We start from the raw sequence: 15,963 nt of genomic DNA, 5'->3' as shown, positions 1-15,963 counted from the left end.
GCTCCCGCAACGCCGGTTCCCGGAACTGATACCCGGGCACCGGACGCAGGTCTCATTGTAGGCGGACCGCATCGAGCCCGGTGTCCTCGGCGACCGCGGAGCCGCCGGGGAGATCCCCTGCGGGAAGGGTCCCGTAGTACAGTCCCTCGAAGGTGGCCAGCGTGACGTCGATGTCGTGCTTGCCCACCAGGGCGCGGCTCGCCGCCCCCATCTTCTGCTGGTCCTCGCGGGACATCTCGAGGATCTCCGTGATGCGCCGGCCCAGGTCCGCCGAGTCGCCGGGCGCGAACAGGAATCCGTTCTCGCCGTCGGACACCAGGTGCGGGAGCGCCATGGCGTCGGCGAGCAGGACCGGGGTGGATGCGGACATTGCCTCGAGCGTCACGAGCGACTGCAGCTCGGCGGTACCCGGCTGGCAGAACAGCGACGCACGGATATAGCTCTTGCGCAGTTCGTCGTCGTCGACGAGCCCCCGGAAGGTCACGCGGTCGCTGATGCCCAGCCGGGCTGCCTGCGCCTGCAGCGCGGGCTTCACCTCGCCCCCGCCGACGATCTCGAGGTGGACCTGCAGGTGTTCCGGGGTTCTGGCGACGGCATCGATCAGCACGTCGACGTGCTTCTCCTCCGCGAGGCGCCCCACGAAGAGGACCGTGGGATGGTCGTGCGGCTCGATGCTCTCGCCCGGCTGGAGCTCGTACGCCGACGAGTCGATCCCGTTGGACACGGGGAGCACCTCGGTCAGGAACGCGTGGTCGTGCATGGCCTTGGCCGCCAAAGGCGTGGGCGTCGTGACGGCGGCCGCCTTGCCCATGACCTTGCCCATGTCCTTCCAGGAGTTCTTCGCGATGACCCTCTTCAGCCACCCGGGGAACGGCAGGAAGGGATTCAGGTTCTCCGGCATGAAGTGGTTGGTGGCCACCACGCGAATGCCCCGCTTCACGGCTTCGTAGAGGGTGTACTCCCCCACCATGTAGTGGCACTGGATGTGCACGACGTCGGGCTGGACCTGGTCGAAGAGCAGGCTGATGTCACGCTTGATCTCCCACGGGTAGCAGATGCGCCAGTAGTCGTGCGTGGGGACGCTGTGCGAGCGGAGGCGGTGCACCGTCCAGTCCCCGCCCGGTTCGGTGAAGCTGCGGCCGTTGGAGTCCCGGGGCGCGAGGACGTGCACGTCGTGTCCACGCCCCGTCATGCCCTTCGCCAGCCGGTAGCCGAACTGGGCTGCGCCGTTCACGTTGGGCGGGTACGTGTCCGCCGCGATCAGGATGGTCAGGGGCTTGTAATCAGCCGGGTAACTCACGCGTGGATCCCCTACGTCGGTGTGCTGGACGGAACTGCAACGGGTCTGTCAGCGCTGTCGCTTCACGACATCGGGATGATGGCGGGACAGCGCGATGACCCCCACAATAGCAACGAGGGCCGCCGCGCCCATGCCCAGCGCGGTCACCGTCTGCACGTCCGGCTGGAGTTCGTCGAGGATGGTGATGCCGACGGCGATCCCGACGATCGGGTCGATCACCGTGAGTCCCGCGATCACCAGGTCGGGCGGACCCGTGGCGTAGGCGCTCTGCACGAACCACGATCCGAGGGCCGCTGCCGCGACGAGCGCCACGACGGTCAGGACCGGGACGTTGAGCAGGAAACGGCCGTTCGGGTCGAGCAGATGACTCGCGACGACCTTGGTCAGGACGGCCACGAACCCGAACAGCACGCCGGCCCCCAGGATGTAGGCGAAAGCATTGAGGCGGTGCCTGCCGAACACCGCGAGGGAGCCGAAGAGCACGACGGCGGCTCCGAGCAGCAGCACCACGGAGAGTTCCTGCGCGGGATCGATGGCATGGTTCGCCCGCGTGACGTTCACGGCGAGCAGCACGAACAGCGCACTGCCTGCGACGCACGCGCTGATCGCGGCGACCGTCGGCCGGTTGATGCGGATGCCCTGGTCCCGGGAGTTGACGATCGTGGTGATCACGAGCGCTATCGCTCCGATCGGCTGGACCACCGTCAGGCTCGCCAGGGACAGGGCGACGACGTTCAGGGCCGTGCCCGTCCCCAGCAGGAAGAGGCCGAGCAGCCAGCGCGGGTTGGCGAGGAGCCTCGCGAGTCCGGACGAGCTGAGGGACAGGCCGCCCGTGTTCGCCCGGACGGCGCTGCCCTGCCGCTGCGCTCCGAACGCGAGGAAGACCGCGCCGAGCAGCGCGAGCGTGATCGCTAGGACGGGCACGACTGCTGCTCGGCCCGCTCCAGCCGGTACTTTCGATGGGCGGCCCGGAAGTAGGCGACGAACGCGACGAGGTGCAGCACGCACCCGGCCGCGAGCAGCCCCTGCGCCACGGCGAGGATCCAGGCGTGCCCGAATCCCTCGACGCGGTGCAGCAGGAGCAGGGGGGCTCCGACGAGGAGCAACGCCGTGCGGACCTTTCCGACGGTGGCCACGGGCAGATGCAGGGGGCCGCGGAACAGCACCAGTGCGTTGATGATGAGGATGACGTCGGGGACGACGATGGTCCAGACGAGCCACGCGGGGGCGATGCCGTCCACCACGAAGGTGACCGCGATGACGATCAGTGCGGTGCGGTCCGCCACCGGGTCGAGCCACTTGCCGACGGTCGACACCTGGTTGAAGCGCCGGGCGACGTAGCCGTCCACCCAGTCGGTGGAGCCGACGACCACGAGGGTGAGGACGGCCGCCCCGTAGCGCTGCTGGGCAATGAGGAGGACGAACAGCGGGACGCCGAGGAACCGGACGAGCGTGATGATGTTGGGCAGGGTCCATGCCGTCGAGAGAACAGTCCCCTCGCTGCCGGGCCGTGTCCCGGCCCCGATCAATCGCATCACCCGTGCCTCCCCACCCCATTATGCAGGCCGGCGGCCGCTCTCCTGCGACTCTCCCCGCGTGCTGCGGGTCGGATCACGGGCGGGCGGCCGCCGTCGGATCTGCCTGGTACTACCTGCTGAGGAGCCTGCGCAGCAGCACGAGCAGGGCCGCGACGGAGGCGGCGAGGACGCTCAGCGGCTTCCAGCGGTCGGCGAGGCTCGTGTTGTGGGGCACGTCGCGGCGCACCGCGACGGCGGCGACCGCTCCGTCGCCCTTCGAGCCGTCCGATGCCGCACCGCTCTGGGGCGAGCGGTGCCTGCCCTTGCCGAAACGTGACGCGATGTCCACGCGGGCGCCGAGGGAATCCCGCGCCTCGGCGATGTGGGTGCGACGCTCGCCCGAGCGGCCGCGCAGTTCCTCGTACGACGGCGTCGGCTCCTTGGGCTTGGTGTCCTTGGCGACGTCGTCCTTGCCCGACGTGTCGTCCTTCGGCTTCTTGACGTCCAGGGTCGCGGGGTCGAAGCTGCGGCCCTCCTTCAGCACGCCGAGATCGTAGCGGATACCGCGGATGGCGTCCTGCGGCACCAGCGGGAGCTGCTTCTTCAGGCGCGACACACCGATCAGGGCGAGGATGCCGGCGAGCACGAGGAACAGCAGGGCCACCAGCAGGGCGGCCAGCCAGGCCGGCATGATCTCCGCGAGGCCCATGATGGCGGCGACGACGAGTGCGACGGCGAAGAACAGGACGAGGACGAGTGCGACCACGAGGAACACGGCGGCGATTCCCGCCTTGATCCCCTTCTGCTTCATCTGCTCGAGTGCGATCGAGAACTCGTCGCTGACCTGTCGCGGCGTCAGGCGTGCCAGGAGCCTGAGGAGTCCAAACAGCGAGAGCGAGCCCGTGGACCGCTTGCCGCGCGTACTAGCCGAGCTGTTCATAGGCCCTGCCTCCATTCGTGTGGATCTTGCTGGAAATTCGCTGAACCAAAATTACCACCGGGCGGCTGCCCGGGTTCCGCCACCCGGCGGCCCTGCTGATGCGGGACCGCAGGGCTCCCGGTGCGCTAGTGCCGGCGCCCTCAGGCGGACGTCAGCTCCGCGTTGTCCTCGAGGTCCTTGCCGGCGAACTCGGGGAGCCTGGTCCGGACGAAGACGAAGGAGAGGATTGCGAAGACCGTGAACGCCGCGTACATCGTCCAGAGGCCGAGGTTCTCGCTGACCCACGGGAAGGTCAGGGTGACGATGAAGTTGAAGACCCAGTTGACCATCGTGGCGACGCCCAGCGCGATCGACCGGATGCGGTTCGGGAACATCTCGCCGAGGGTGACCCACATGACCGGGCCCCACGTGGCCGCGAAGAAGATGACGAAGAGGTTCGCGCCGACGAGCGCGATGGGCCCCCAGGCGCCGGGGAGCGTGATGTCCTCGCCGGATCCGTCGGCCTGCAAAAAGGCGAGAGTCGCGGCGAGGAGCCCGACGGCCATGCCGACCGAACCGATGAGGAGCAGTCTCCGCCGTCCGACGCGGTCGACGAAGAAGATCGCGACGAAGGTCATGGCGACGTTGATGATCGAGGTGATCACGGACGTCGTGAAGGAGTCGCCCTCGCTGAAGCCGACCGACTTCCAGAGCGTCGTCGAGTAGTAGAAGATCGCGTTGATGCCCACCAGCTGCTGCAGTGCCGCGATGGCCATGCCGATCCACAGGATGGGCTGCAGGCCGAAGGCCGGCCCGCGGAGGTCGCGGTAGCTCGCCCGGTCCTCGCGCTCGAAGCTCTCCCTGATCTGCCGGATCTTGCCGGTGGTGTCCCCGACTCCGGAGACCCGCGACAGGATGCGCGCGGCCTCCTCGTCCCGACCGGCCCGGATGAGGAACTGGGGGGATTCGGGGATGATCAGTGCCAGGACCCCGTAGACGACCGCCGGTACGACGCCGACCAGCAGCATCCAGCGCCAGGCGGACAGTCCCCACCAGAGTTCGCCACCCGCGCCTCCGGCGGCGTTCGCGAGCGAGGCGTCGGACAGCAGGGCCGCGAAGATGCCGATCGTGATGGCCAGCTGCTGCACCGATGCCAGTCCGCCCCGCCACTTGGAGGGTGCGATCTCCGCGATGTAGCCGGGGACGATCACCGAGGCGATGCCGATCGCGAGGCCGCCGACGAGGCGCCAGGCCATGAGGTCCCATTCGGAGAAGGCGTAGGCCGAACCGGCGGAGTTGACCGCGAAGAGGATGGCCGCCGCGACCATGACCTTCTTCCGACCCCACCGGTCGGCGAGGCCTCCGGCGAACCAGGCGCCGGCAGCGCAGCCGAGCAGCGTGATGGCCACCGTGAAGCCGAGGACACTGGCGCTCAGGTCGAAGTCGGCCTGGATGGAGTCCACCGCACCGTTGATGACGGCCGTGTCGAAGCCGAACAGGAGCCCTCCGACGGCGGCCGCGACCGTGATCCCGATGACCCGTGCGAGGTGCCGTGGTGACTGCCCTGTGTCCTGGCCGGTGTCGTTCGCGCTCATGTTCCGTTCTCCCTGCTCGTTCCGTCCTCCTCACCCTACGTCAATCCGAAGCGTGCTTAGCAGCGATTCGCCAGCGCTCGTACGGGCCCGCCTCCTGCCCGGAGGGTTGACGGGCGGCATAGGATGGCAGGGTCATTGATTCGCCGCAGCAACCAAATACTCCCTTCCGGGAGGCTGGTCGCACAGCAGGGCCGCTCCGCCGTCGTCGCCGGGCCGCCGCCGCGGTCGATGCCGTCCCCGCACCATCACGTCCTCGTCACCCGGCAGCACGTCCCGTTCCGTTAGGCAGCATCTTGAGCACCATTTCCCACCCCGGCGACACCCTCTCCCGCCGCGAGAAGATCATCTACGTCTTCATCCTCGGCACCCTGACGGCCCTCGGCCCCTTCACGATCGACCTCTACCTCCCCGCCTTCCCCGCACTGCGGTCCGACCTCGGCGTCTCCGAGGCCGCGGTCCAGCTGACCCTCACCGGGACGATCATCGGTTTCGCCGGCGGCCAGCTCCTCGTGGGCCCCCTCAGCGACAAGATCGGCCGGCGCCTCCCGCTCATCCTCGCGACCACGCTCCACGTCGGAGCCTCCATCGGTGCGGCGTCCTCCGAGGACATCACCATGCTGATGGTGTTCCGCGTGCTGCAGGGCATCGGCGCGGCAGGCGGCGGCGTGGTGGCGATGGCCATGGTGCGGGACCTCTTCGGCGGCTACACCCTGGTGCGGATGCTCTCCTACATGGCACTCGTCAACGGGATGGCTCCCATCTTCGCCCCGGTGATCGGCTCGCAGCTTCTCCTGCTGTTCCCCTGGCCCGGCATCTTCTGGTTCCTCGCGTGCTACGGCGTGCTCGTGATCCTCGCGGTGTCGCTGTTCATCATCGAGACCCTGCCCCGGGAGAACCGCCGGCGGTCCGGGCTCACGGTCGTGCAGCGCTACCGCGCGGTGCTCGGCGACCGGATCTTCATCGGCATCCTGCTGGTCGGCGGCATGAACTTCTCCGGGCTCTTCTCCTACCTGTCCGCGTCGCCGTTCCTCTTCCAGGGGCCGTACGGGCTGAACGAGCAGCAGTACGGCCTGCTGTTCGCGATCAACTCCCTGGGTATCGTGGCGGGCGTCCAGATCAGCTCGCGCGTCCTCAGGCGCGTCGGTCCGCAGTGGGTGATCGCCATGGCCACCGTGGTGCAGCTGGTCATGGCGCTGCTCATCATCGCCTTCGACCAGTTGGGCCTCGGGTTCTGGGGCACGGCGCTCCCGCTCTGGTTCTACATCATGGCGACGGGCTTCATCTTCCCCTGCGTCCAGGTCCTCGCACTCATCAACAACGGGGCCCAGGCCGGGACGGCCGCCTCGCTGCTCGGCGCGGTGACCTTCGGGACGGCGGGTGTCATCTCCCCCCTCGTCGGCCTGCTGGGCGAGGGCATCGAGTCGGCAACGCCGATGGCGCTGGTCATGGCCGCCTGCATCGCCCTCGCCGTGACGTTCCTCTGGGTCGTCGTCCGCCCGAGGACGGTGCCGGCCCTGCAGTGACGCCGGCCGATGCGCCGCGCTGTGGCGCCCGCATCGTGCGGAGGACACCTGCAGGGGCCCGCACGCCGCCGCCCTCCTGCAGCCTGCGCACGGGGCGGGAGGAGGCGGTCAGGCCGCTGCGGACTCCGGTTCCGCGTCCGCAGGCAGTGCCTCTGCCGCCTTGGCGATGTTCCGGGCCATCGCCGTGAAGATGAAGCCGTGGAACGGCAGTACCGCGAGCCAGTAGAGCCTGCCCGAGAGGCCCTGCGGGAAGAAGACCGCCCGCTGGTAGTAGGAACTGCCGGAACCGTCCGGCGCCACCCGGAACTCCAGCCAGGCACGGCCGGGGACCTTCATCTCGGCGCGGAGCCGGAGCCGCTCGCCCCGGACGAGTTCCTCCACCCGCCAGAAGTCGAGCGCCTCCCCGGTGAGGAGTTCCTTCGCGTCGCGTCGGCCACGCCGCAGGCCCACGCCGCCGGCGAGCTTGTCCATCCAGCCGCGCGCCGCCCAGCCGACCGGCCAGGAGTACCAGCCGTTCTCACCGCCGATACCCTCGACGACGCTCCACAGCTGCTGCGGGGAGGCCGTGGAGCTGTAGGTCTGGACATCCGTGAAGACCGTGTGGCCTGCCCACTGGGGGTCCGAGGGCAGGGGGTCCGCCTCGGTGTCGATCTGCGAGGCGCCGGCCCAGCTCGTCTCCACCTCTCCCCCGCGCATCTTGCCGAGCGCGAGGTCCACCGACCGGCGGTACCCGGTCAGACCGCCCTCGGGGACGCCGATGTACCGGTCGATGTCGTGTTCGGCGGTGACGGCGTCGTGCTGCAGCGACTCGATGAGCGGCATGGCCATGGCGCGCGGGATGGGCGTGACGAGGTTCACCCAGTGTCCGGCGAGGCGCGGCGTGAGGACCGGCAGGGCCAGGATCTTCCGGCGCGGCAGTCCTGCGGCCTCCGCGTACTGGTTCATCATCTCGGCGTAGGTCAGGACCTCCCGTGACCCGATGTCGAACGTCCGGTTCAGGTCCTCGGCGAGGTCGAGTGCGCCGACGAGGTAGTGGATGACGTCGCGGACCGCGATCGGCTCGATGTGGTTCAGGACCCACTTCGGCGCGGGCATCACGGGCAGGACGTCGGAGAGGTGGCGGATCATCTCGAAGGACGCCGAGCCGGACCCGATGACGACACCGGCCTGGAAGGCGACGGTCGGTGTGCCGGACTCGAGGAGGATCCTGCCCACCTGGGTGCGCGAGCGCATGTGGGTGGACAGCTCGACGCCGTCGGGGTGCAGGCCGCCGAGGTAGACGATGCGACGGACACCGGCCTCGGTGGCCGCTCGGGCGACCGTGGCCGCGATGTCGGCCTCACGCCGGTCGAAGTTCCGCCCCGAGCCCATCGAGTGGACCAGGTAGTAGAGGGTGTCCACGCCCTGGCTCGCCTGCCGCATGGTGTCGACGTCCTGCAGGTCGCCCTGCACGATGTCCACGGAGCCGGCCCAGGGGACGTCCTTGAGCTTCTGTGGCGACCGGACGATCACGCGCACGCGGCGCCCCTCGGCGACGAGTTTGGTGACGAGCCGCCCGCCGATGTATCCCGTTGCTCCGGTGACCAGGATGAGCTTGCCCGCGTTGTCCATGGGCACAGCCTACGCTCGCCCCCTGACAGCCTCCTGGCCGGTAGCCCGTGGGGGTCCACGCCCGGCCGCCTCTGCGACAGGTCGTGTCCGCGCGCCACGGGCGGGCGGGCAAGAAGAATGCCCCTGACCCGTGTTTCCACAGGTCAGGGGCATATTTGCTCCTCCGACTGGACTTGAACCAGTAACCCTTCGATTAACAGTCGAATGCTCTGCCAATTGAGCTACGGAGGAAAGCGCGAGTACTACTTTACATAGCTTCCGGGGGGAAGTGAAATCGGGGCCGGCTCACTCCTCGCGGAGCTGCCGCCGCTGCATCTCGAGCTCCATCAGATCGCGTTGCAGCTGGTTGTAGAGGGCCGGGTCGGCCGCGGGATCCATGCGCTGGAGCTGCCCGAGCTTCTCGGCCTTCTGCTGCGTGATCCGCAGCTCGGTCAGCCGGTTCAGGATGTCGCGGCAGTACATCACCATGGCGTCGGCGTCCTTCGCCGGCAGGGGCCGGACGGCCAGCTCGCTGACGAGGGGACGCAGGACGTCCGGGACGCCCTCCCGCACGGATTCCACCCATCGCGACAGCTCCGCACCCGCCGCCCCCGCCGCGAGGACCGCGTTGTGCAGCGCCTCGTAGACCGGGACGGTGAAGCGGGACGTGGAGAAGCTCTCCCACTGCGCCGCAGTGAGGAGGGTGGGTTGCTGGAGCACCACCTCGAGCGCCTCCCGCTCCATCCGGGCGATGGGATCCCGCGGATCGGGCCGCTCGAAGTACGGCTCGCCCGGGGTGGCGGACGCCACGGACGCAGGGGACCCCGACGCGGCGCCGGCGGGGTCCGTCGGCCCGGACCCCGCACCGCCCTGCTGCCCGGGGTTCCCCTGCTGGCCCTGCTGACGGCCGTTGGACGTGTGCCCGGAGCTGCCCTCGCGGCGTGCCGCGGCGGCCACAGCACGGGCCACCTGGTCCTCGCCGACGTACTGCATGCCGAGCCAGCGCGAGAGCTCACGGGTGTACGTGGACCGCAGCGACACGTCGCGGATCTGGGCGACGATCGGGGCGGCATGGCGCAGGGCCTTCACCTGGCCCTCGCCCGAGGAGAGGTCGAAGTTCCCGAAGGACGCCTTGATGGCGAACTCGAACAGGGGACGGCGGTCGGCGATGAGGGCGCGCACGGCGTCGTCGCCGCGGGTCTGCCGCAGCTCGCACGGGTCGGCTCCGGACGCCTCCACGGCGACGTAGGTCTGGGAGTTGAACCGCTGGTCCTCCTCGAACGCACGCAGCGCGGCCTTCTGGCCCGCCGCATCGCCGTCGAAGGTGAAGATCACCTCGCCCCCGGTGCCGTCGTCGGACAGGAGCCTGCGGGCGATCTTGATGTGGTCGGTGCCGAAGGCCGTGCCGCAGGTCGCGACGGCGGTGGCGACCCCGGCCAAGTGGCATGCCATGACGTCGGTGTACCCCTCGACGACGACGAGCTGCCGGTTCTTGGCGATCTCCCGCTTGGCGAGGTCGATGCCGTACAGCACCTGGGACTTCTTGTAGAGGGAGGTCTCGGGGGTGTTGAGGTACTTCGGCCCCTGGTCGTCCTCGTAGAGCTTCCGCGCCCCGAACCCGACGGTGTCACCGGTGATGTCGCGGATCGGCCAGATGAGGCGTCCGCGGAAGCGGTCGTAGAACCGGCCGGGATTGCTCGAGGACGCGCTGAACATGCCGGTCAGCTTCAGCTCGTCGAGGGTGAAGCCCCGCCCGGTGAGGTGGTTCAGGAGCGTGTCCCACCCCTGCGGCGCGTAGCCGACGCCGAATTGCTCCGCGGCAGCGCGGTCGAAACCGCGCTCCTGCAGGAACTGCCGGGCCGTGGCGGCAGCCGGGGTGAGGAGCTGGTCGCGGTAGAACTCCGCCGCGATCTTGTGGGCGTCGAGCAGTCGCTGCCGCCTGCCCACGTCCTCGCGGCGGGGCCCGGTGCCGCCGTCCTCGTAGTGCAGTTCGAAGCCGATGCGTGCGGCGAGCTTCTCGACGGTCTCGCTGAAGGACGTGTGGTCCAGCTTCTGCACGAAGGAGATGACGTCGCCGCCCTCACCACAGCCGAAGCAGTGGTAGGAACCCATCTGCGGACGGACGTGGAAGGACGGGGACCGCTCGTCGTGGAAGGGACACAGCCCCTTCCACGAGCCGATCCCCGCGGACTTCAGGGTGACGTAGGCGTCGACCACTTCCTTGATGTCGGTGCGCTGGCGTACCTCATCGATGTCTTCCCGCTTGATGAGTCCGGCCATGGAACCCAGTTTAGGCCCGCCCCACCGACACCCTGACCGGCACGGGAGGGGACGTGCGCAACGCCTCGCCGCGTCCCGGTCGCAGCGCGGCCCCTGCCCCGCCTACCAGAGGGCCGGGACCGGGCCGACGATGCGCTCGTGCAGGCCGAGCGCCGAGGCGTCCGTCAGGGAGGCCACCTGGTCGATGACGACGCGCAGGCGGGCGTCGTCGTCCGGTGCACCGCGCCAGTCGGCCGCGAACATCGGCTCGAGGGAGCGGTCGCCGTCGGCGTGGATCTGCGCGACGAGGGACGCGAGGATCTCCCGCTGGCGCTCGTACAGCGGCTGGCGGTGGTCGGTGGTCATGACGTAGGTCGTCGCGAGGCCCTTCATCACGGCGATCTCCATGATGGTCTCCTCCGGCACCACCATCTCCGCGTTGTAGCGGGTCAGCGGATCCGGTCCGTAGATGGAGCGCGTGGACTGCATGGCGCTCTGGCAGAAGCGGCCGATCAACTGGCTGGTCATGTTCTTCAGGGCAGCCATCGACCGCCGTGTGCCGTCCGCCTCGCGGACCCAGACGGGCGTCCGTTCCAGGCGTGCCAGCGCCGCGTCGACGGCCGCCGGGTCACTGCCGGGGAGGTACCACTGCTGGGTGTAGCCCACCACGCGGGCGCGGGCGTCCGCGCTGTCCATCCACTTCAGCTGCAGGTGCCCGGCGACGATCGCGTCCTCGACGTCGTGCACGGAGTAGGAGATGTCGTCGGCGAGGTCCATGACCTGCGCCTCGAGGCACGACCGGCCCTCGGGGGCACCGTGGCGCAGCCACTCGAAGACCGGCAGGTCGTCGTCGTACGCACCGAACTTGGTGGTGCGCTGGCCCCCGATCACGGGTGCCGACGAGGCGGCCCACGGGTACTTGCAGGAGGCGTCCAGGCTGGCCCGGGTCAGGTTGAGGCCCGCCGGGCCACCGTCGGGCGCGAGGACCTTCGGCTCGAGGCGTGTGAGGAGGCGCAGGGTCTGGGCGTTGCCCTCGAACCCGCCGATGCCGTGGGCGATGTCGTTGAGGGCGGACTCCCCGTTGTGGCCGAAGGGCGGGTGCCCGAGATCGTGGGCCAGGCACGCGGTGTCCACGATGTCGGGGTCGCACCCCAGGGTCCTGCCGAGCTCGCGGCCGACCTGCGCGACCTCGAGGGAATGGGTCAGGCGCGTGCGCACGAAGTCGTCGGTGTCCGGAGCGACCACCTGTGTCTTGGCACCGAGCCGGCGCAGCGCAGAGGAGTGCAGCACGCGGGCACGGTCCCGTTCGAAGTCGGTCCGGTGCGAGCTCTTGGGCGGCTCCTCCACCCACCGCGCGGTGTCGGCGACGGCGTAGCCGGTGGCGTGCTGTTCGGGGAAGCTCATGATGCCTTTCTAGCGCAACGATCGGGAAGTGGCCCGCGGGCGTGCGCCGTTGTGGATCGGGCGGGGCGGGCGGGAGCCCGGATCAGCCGCCGGAGACGTCCACCTCGGCGGCGGCGATGTCGGCCTGCTGTGCTGCGTCCAGGACGCGGCCGTCGAGCCAGTGCTCGGGCAGCGCGGTCCTCTTCGGGGACCCTGCGCGGCCGCGGGGCCCCTCGGCGTCCGGGCCCGGGTACGGCGAATCCTTGTCGAGCTCGTCGAGCAGCCCGCGCAGGACCTCGAGGGTGGGCACCGTGGCCAGCTTGGCGCGCAGTTCCCCACCCACGACGTAGCCCTTGAAGTACCAGGCCATGTGCTTGCGGATGTCCCGCAGCCCCATCATCTCGCTGCCGAAGGTCTCCACGAGCAGCTCGGCGTGCCGGTAGACGGTGTCCGCGACCTGCCCCAGCCCCGGCCGGTACCGGTCCGCGCTGCCCTCGAAGGCGTGGCGGAGGTCGCCGAAGAGCCACGGACGGCCCTGGCAGCCGCGGCCGATGACGACGCCGTCGACGCCGGTCTGCCGCACCATGCGCACGGCGTCCTCGGCACTCCAGATGTCCCCGTTGCCGAGGACGGGGATGTCCGGCAGGGCCTCGCGCAGCTCGGCGATCGCGTTCCAGTCGGCCGTGCCCGAGTAGAACTGGGACGCGGTGCGCCCATGCAGGGCGACGGCGGCGACGCCGCTGTCCCGGGCGATCCTGCCGGCCTCGCGGAACGTCAGGTGGTCCTCGTCGATGCCCTTGCGCATCTTGATGGTGAGGGGCACGTTCCCCTTCGACGCCTCCCGCACGGCGGTCTGCACGATGCCCGTGAAGAGGTCGAGCTTCCAGGGCAGGGCCGCTCCCCCGCCCTTGCGGGTGACCTTCGGGACGGGGCAGCCGAAGTTGAGGTCGATGTGGTCGGCGCGGTCCTCCTCGACCAGGAGGCGCACCGCGGCCCCCACGGTCTTCGGGTCGACGCCGTACAGCTGCACCGAGCGCACCTTCTCGTCGTCGTCGTGCGAGATGATGCGCATCGACTCCGGGCTGCGCTCCACGAGCGCGCGGGAGGTCACCATCTCGGACACGTAGAGCCCGCCGCCGTACTCGCGGCACAGCCGGCGGAACGCCTTGTTGGTGATGCCTGCCATCGGGGCGAGGATCACCGGCGTGTCCACGGTGATGCCGCCCAGGGCGAGCGGGGGGAGGTCGAGCTTCAGGGCGCCGTCGGCTGCCTCGGGCAGCGCAGCCGCGGGGTCGCCGTAGCCGGGATCGCCGGAGGGGACGGGGAGGGTGGTTACTGCGGTCACCCCTCCATTGTCGCAAGGCGCCGCAAATCCGGTGGCGGTGTCCGCTGTGCGCCTGCGCTCCCGGGCGGCCTTCCGCCAGGCGTTCGTCATGCGTCCTGCTCCGCCGCCCGGCGGGCACTCCGCTCGCCGAGCCCCACGAGGCGCCCGCCCGGCGGCAGCGTCCCCGCTCCCGCCGCGAGGACCGCCGGCGTCGTCCCGCTCCCGGCCGGGCCGTCGCCCGATCCACCACCCGCCGTCCTCGGCCCGACCGCCTTCACCACCAGCACCGCGATCGCGGTGGTGAGCGGGATGGCGAGGACGAGACCGATCGAGCCCACCAGGGTGCGCGCCACTTCTTCCGCCAGTTCGCCACTGGTGAGGGTGTCGAGGAGGGCGCGGTCGTAGAGGGAGACGAGGATCAGCACGGGCAGCGCCGCCCCGGCGTAGGCGAACGCGATCGTGTAGACCGTCGAAGCGATGTGGTCGCGTCCGATCCTCATGGCGGAGGCGAAGAGGCGGCGCCCGGAGGTGTTCGGCGCGAGCTCGTGGAGCTCCCACACGGAGGAGGACTGCGTGATGGTGACGTCGTTGAGCACTCCGAGGCCCGAGATGATCAGGCCGCACAGGATGATCGAGGAGATGGACAGCTCGTCGGACGCGTTGACGAGCGTGTACGCGTTCTCGTCCCCCACACCCGTCAGGTGGGCGGCGTCCGTGGTCCAGGCGGCGAGGGCCGCGGTGACACCGAGGCCGAAGACCGTCCCGAGCAGCGCCGTGGAGGTCCGGGCGGAGACGCCGTGCGCGAAATAGAGCACGCCGTACATGATCACCACGGATCCCACGAGCCCGAGCAGCAGGGGCGGCTTGCCCTCGACGAGCCCGGGCAGGACGAACTGCGCGAGGATCACGAGCGCACCGACGAGGCCGATCATGGCTCGCAGGCCGCGCCAGCGTGCCACCGCGACCACGACGACGGCGTACCCGACGGCGAGCGCGACGATCGGCACCGAGCGGACGAAGTCGACGAACACGTACGGTGCGGCTCCGCCCTGGAGGACGTTCGCGAGGTTCAGGTAGCGGATCTCGTCGCCCGCCTCGACCGCATCGGTCCTCGCCAGCTCCGGCGTCACCTCGACGGGGACGAGGTCGCCGCCGAGCGCGGGCTGCGTGTCGGCGATGGTGCAGGTCTGCGCGGTGCCGCCCGCGTCCACGGTGGGCCGGGAGGAGGGACAGTCCCCTTCGCGGACGGCCAGGACGGTCCCGCGGTCGAAACTGACCCCCTCCGCCGTGGCATACGGGTTCGCGACCGACAGGGACGTGCGGTCTCCGCTCGGCCAGAGCAGCACCATCGCGATGAGGGTGATCACCCCGAGCGGTACGAGGAGACCCGAGAGCAGCAGGGTCGCCCGCCGCCGCGTGGCGATCGCGGAGGCCGACGGCTCGGCATTCCCGGTGGTATGGAGGTGGCTGGAGCCCACGGATGTCCCTCGGCTGGAATTGGTTCGAACGGGTAGCTTGGTTCCTGCTGGTGGCGTGCAGGCGGATGCCGCGCTCGCCGCGCACGCCCTTGGATTCTACGTGCCGGGGCACGGACGGCCTGCGGGCGGAGGGGACGGCGGATGGCACGGCGGATGGCACGGCGGATGGCACGGAGTGCGGGACGGGCGGAGGATTCCGACCCCGTCGTCACCGTGAGCGGCGCGTCCGACGGCGTCCGCGGTGTCGCGCTGGTGCTGCACGGCGGACGGGCGGACAGTTTCGAGGCCGTACGGCCCCGGCACCTCAGCCCCCTGCGGATGCGTCCGTTCGCGGCACGGCTCGCAGCGGCGGGATCCGTCCATGGCCTGGCCGTCTGGGCCCTGCGCAACCGGGTCCGGGGGTGGAACGGCGCGGACGAGTCGGCGCTGGGGGACGCCCGCTGGGCTCTGGACCGCATCGCCGCAGCGCATCCGTCGGTGCCGGTCTACCTGCTCGGCCACTCGATGGGAGGGCGGACGGCCATCGCCGCCGCCGACCATCCGCAGGTCCGGGCCGTGGCGGCGCTCGCCCCGTGGCTCGGACCGACCAGCGCCGTCGAACCCCTGCGGGACCGCAGCGTCCTCATCCTGCACGGTGACCAGGACCGGTGGACGAGTCCGACGGCGTCCCTGTCCTTCGCCCGCCGCGCCCAGGGCGTGGCCCGGGACGTCCACTACGTGCGCATGCTCGGGGCAGGCCATTTCATGGTTCGCAGCGTCCCCGTGTGGCACGGCCTGAGTACGTCGTTCCTCCTCAGCCACTTCGCAGACGACACAGGTGCCGCCGTCGACGCTCGCCGGCTCGAGGCGTCCGCCCGGCTCTACCGTGCTCCCGATCCCCTCGGCCTCACCGCCTGAGTCCCGCGCCCGGTACCGGTCCGGTCGCGGGTCCGGGTGCGGTACCGGTCCCGTCGCGGGTCCGGGTGCGGGTCCGGGTCCGGGTGCGGACCGTGTACCCGCGTGCCGGCCCCCCGCCCAGGAAAAGCACGGTCCGGCGGGCGTAGGTCCGGCCGGGCGGGGTACAAAGGGTACAGAC

At 70.2% G+C, this 15,963-nt stretch carries 12 protein-coding genes and 1 tRNA gene; 2 read left to right on the top strand and 11 right to left on the bottom strand.

The window, feature by feature from the left end:
- Positions 1–52: 52 nt before the first annotated feature.
- The 5 genes from ACX80U_RS16700 to ACX80U_RS16680 all read right to left on the bottom strand — a co-directional run bounded on the left by ACX80U_RS16700 (position 53) and on the right by ACX80U_RS16680 (position 5,331).
- Positions 53–1,300, bottom strand: coding sequence for a glycosyltransferase (locus ACX80U_RS16700; RefSeq protein ID WP_459269235.1), 1,248 nt, complete (start codon positions 1,298–1,300; stop codon positions 53–55).
- 48 nt (positions 1,301–1,348) lie between these two features.
- Positions 1,349–2,224, bottom strand: a complete 876-nt coding sequence (locus ACX80U_RS16695; protein ID WP_133082160.1) for a DMT family transporter — start codon at positions 2,222–2,224, stop codon at positions 1,349–1,351.
- The gene (locus tag ACX80U_RS16690) at positions 2,212–2,835 is read right to left on the bottom strand and encodes a CDP-alcohol phosphatidyltransferase family protein (RefSeq protein WP_133082290.1); all 624 of its coding nucleotides are present in this window, start codon (positions 2,833–2,835) and stop codon (positions 2,212–2,214) included. The genes ACX80U_RS16695 and ACX80U_RS16690 overlap by 13 nt, the downstream gene beginning before the upstream one ends.
- A gap of 112 nt (positions 2,836–2,947) precedes the next feature.
- On the bottom strand, positions 2,948–3,757 hold the full coding sequence (locus tag ACX80U_RS16685; protein WP_208740754.1) for a phage holin family protein: 810 nt from the start codon (positions 3,755–3,757) through the stop codon (positions 2,948–2,950).
- A gap of 140 nt (positions 3,758–3,897) precedes the next feature.
- The gene (locus ACX80U_RS16680) at positions 3,898–5,331 is read right to left on the bottom strand and encodes a sugar porter family MFS transporter (protein ID WP_208740752.1); all 1,434 of its coding nucleotides are present in this window, start codon (positions 5,329–5,331) and stop codon (positions 3,898–3,900) included.
- Between the two features lie 293 nt (positions 5,332–5,624).
- On the opposite strand from ACX80U_RS16680, the gene ACX80U_RS16675 reads away from it, so the two are divergent.
- Positions 5,625–6,854: a multidrug effflux MFS transporter gene (locus ACX80U_RS16675; protein ID WP_133082157.1), complete on the top strand. Its 1,230-nt coding sequence runs from the start codon at positions 5,625–5,627 to the stop codon at positions 6,852–6,854.
- A gap of 108 nt (positions 6,855–6,962) precedes the next feature.
- Here the strand turns inward: ACX80U_RS16675 and ACX80U_RS16670 are convergent, their stop codons facing one another.
- The 6 genes from ACX80U_RS16670 to ACX80U_RS16645 form a co-directional block, all read right to left on the bottom strand.
- On the bottom strand, positions 6,963–8,465 hold the full coding sequence (locus ACX80U_RS16670) for a DUF2867 domain-containing protein (protein WP_133082156.1): 1,503 nt from the start codon (positions 8,463–8,465) through the stop codon (positions 6,963–6,965).
- A gap of 158 nt (positions 8,466–8,623) precedes the next feature.
- Positions 8,624–8,696, bottom strand: a tRNA-Asn gene (locus ACX80U_RS16665).
- Positions 8,697–8,750: 54 nt separating this feature from the next.
- Complete coding sequence (gene dnaG / locus ACX80U_RS16660; protein ID WP_459269234.1) at positions 8,751–10,724, bottom strand: DNA primase; 1,974 nt, start codon at positions 10,722–10,724, stop codon at positions 8,751–8,753.
- A 102-nt stretch (positions 10,725–10,826) separates the two neighbouring features.
- A complete protein-coding gene (locus ACX80U_RS16655) occupies positions 10,827–12,107 on the bottom strand; it encodes a deoxyguanosinetriphosphate triphosphohydrolase (protein WP_133082154.1) in 1,281 nt (426 codons plus the stop codon).
- Between the two features lie 82 nt (positions 12,108–12,189).
- Positions 12,190–13,431 (bottom strand): tRNA dihydrouridine synthase DusB, encoded by a 1,242-nt coding sequence (gene dusB / locus ACX80U_RS16650; RefSeq protein WP_459269233.1) that lies wholly within the window; start codon positions 13,429–13,431, stop codon positions 12,190–12,192.
- Positions 13,432–13,517: 86 nt separating this feature from the next.
- On the bottom strand, positions 13,518–14,888 hold the full coding sequence (locus tag ACX80U_RS16645; RefSeq protein WP_459269232.1) for a YibE/F family protein: 1,371 nt from the start codon (positions 14,886–14,888) through the stop codon (positions 13,518–13,520).
- A gap of 141 nt (positions 14,889–15,029) precedes the next feature.
- Here ACX80U_RS16645 and ACX80U_RS16640 point away from each other — a divergent pair, with 141 nt between their 5' ends.
- The gene (locus ACX80U_RS16640; RefSeq protein WP_459269231.1) at positions 15,030–15,785 is read left to right on the top strand and encodes an alpha/beta hydrolase; all 756 of its coding nucleotides are present in this window, start codon (positions 15,030–15,032) and stop codon (positions 15,783–15,785) included.
- Positions 15,786–15,963: the final 178 nt, after the last annotated feature.

It is taken from the genome of Arthrobacter sp. TmT3-37, assembly GCF_054510835.1.
This window is presented reverse-complemented; position numbering and strand designations above follow the sequence as displayed.